The sequence below is a fragment of the Streptomyces sp. SID11385 genome (assembly GCF_010548245.1).
Lineage (GTDB): Bacteria > Actinomycetota > Actinomycetes > Streptomycetales > Streptomycetaceae > Streptomyces.
This window is the reverse complement of record NZ_JAAGLR010000517.1, coordinates 1-1,076: the sequence shown is the minus strand read 5'-3', so window position 1 is coordinate 1,076 and position 1,076 is coordinate 1. Positions and strand designations below refer to the sequence as shown.

The 1,076-nt window shown below is 79.2% G+C and carries 1 protein-coding gene; it reads right to left on the bottom strand.

The window, feature by feature from the left end; all coding sequences use genetic code 11:
- A partial coding sequence (locus tag G3I42_RS15995; RefSeq protein ID WP_164286544.1) for an SAM-dependent methyltransferase occupies nucleotides 1-893 on the bottom strand: 893 nt, incomplete at its 3' end.
- Nucleotides 894-1,076: the final 183 nt, after the last annotated feature.

Sequence of the window (1,076 nt, the reverse complement as noted above, 5' to 3'; positions counted from 1 at the left end):
AGTGCCTCGCGTTGGCGGGTGAGCGTCGCGGGGCCGTGGTGCGCGGTCGCGGCGGCGCAGGCGTCGAGTGCCACGTGGGCGGTGAGGTCCGTCGTGCCGTCCGGTACGGGGGCGACCTCGCGGCCCGCGCGGAACCCGGTGAGCGTCCCGAAGGCGGGGCGCGTGTGCGCGGAGTGCGCGTAATCGACGGCGACGGCGAGGCCCCGCCCGAGGTGCGAGACCGCCGCCGCCCAAGCGGCATCCCGCCCCACGCCGGACTCGGCCCGCATCCCCGGCTCGGCCCGCGCCCCGGCCTCTTCCCGGCCCCCCGCCTCACCGCACACGCCCGCCCCCGCGAGCGCCCCCACCTCCACGGGCGTCCCCGCCCCCGCGCCGTCCCCGTCCTCCCCCACCGGCCACCACCGCGCGAGCCACTCCGCGTCCGCGCCGCTCACGCGCTCTCCGAGCCGCTCGCTCCCGTCCGGTGCGACGAGGACGAGGCGCGGCACGCCCTCGGCGTCGGTCTCGACGACGTCGACGGGTACGTTGTCGAGCCACTCGTTGGCGAAGAGCAGACCCGTGAGCCCGCGGCCGGGGATCTCCTCGCCCCACCCGATCCGCGGGTCGAGCCCGTCCGGCCGGGGCGCGCGCTCGACCCCGTACGACCGCAGTCGCGCCGCGGTTTCGGCGGGGAGCGCGGCGAGGACGCCGGTGAGGAGTTCCCCGCGCCCGGCGCCGATGTCCACGAAGTCGAGCGCGGGCGGGGCGCCGAGCAGGGTGTCCACCTCGGTGAGGAGGCGGGCGACGGCCCGCGCGTAGTGGGGGGAGGCGTGCACGGAGGTCCGGAAGTGCGCGGCGGGGCCCGGTCCGGCGGAGCGGTAGAAGCCGTCCGGCCCGTAGAGCGCCGCGTCCATGGCTTCGCGCCACGGGAGCGGCCACGTCGGCGGTACGGAGGAGGCTTCGGGAGCGGCGGGTCGAGCGGTCACACGCGCACCCTAGCCAGGCACCCCGCCCCGGCCCGCACGCGAGGCCGAGGCCGCACACCTCCGCGCGAAGCCACGCCGCGCCCCGCGTGCGCCGCGCCCCGCGTGCCCCGC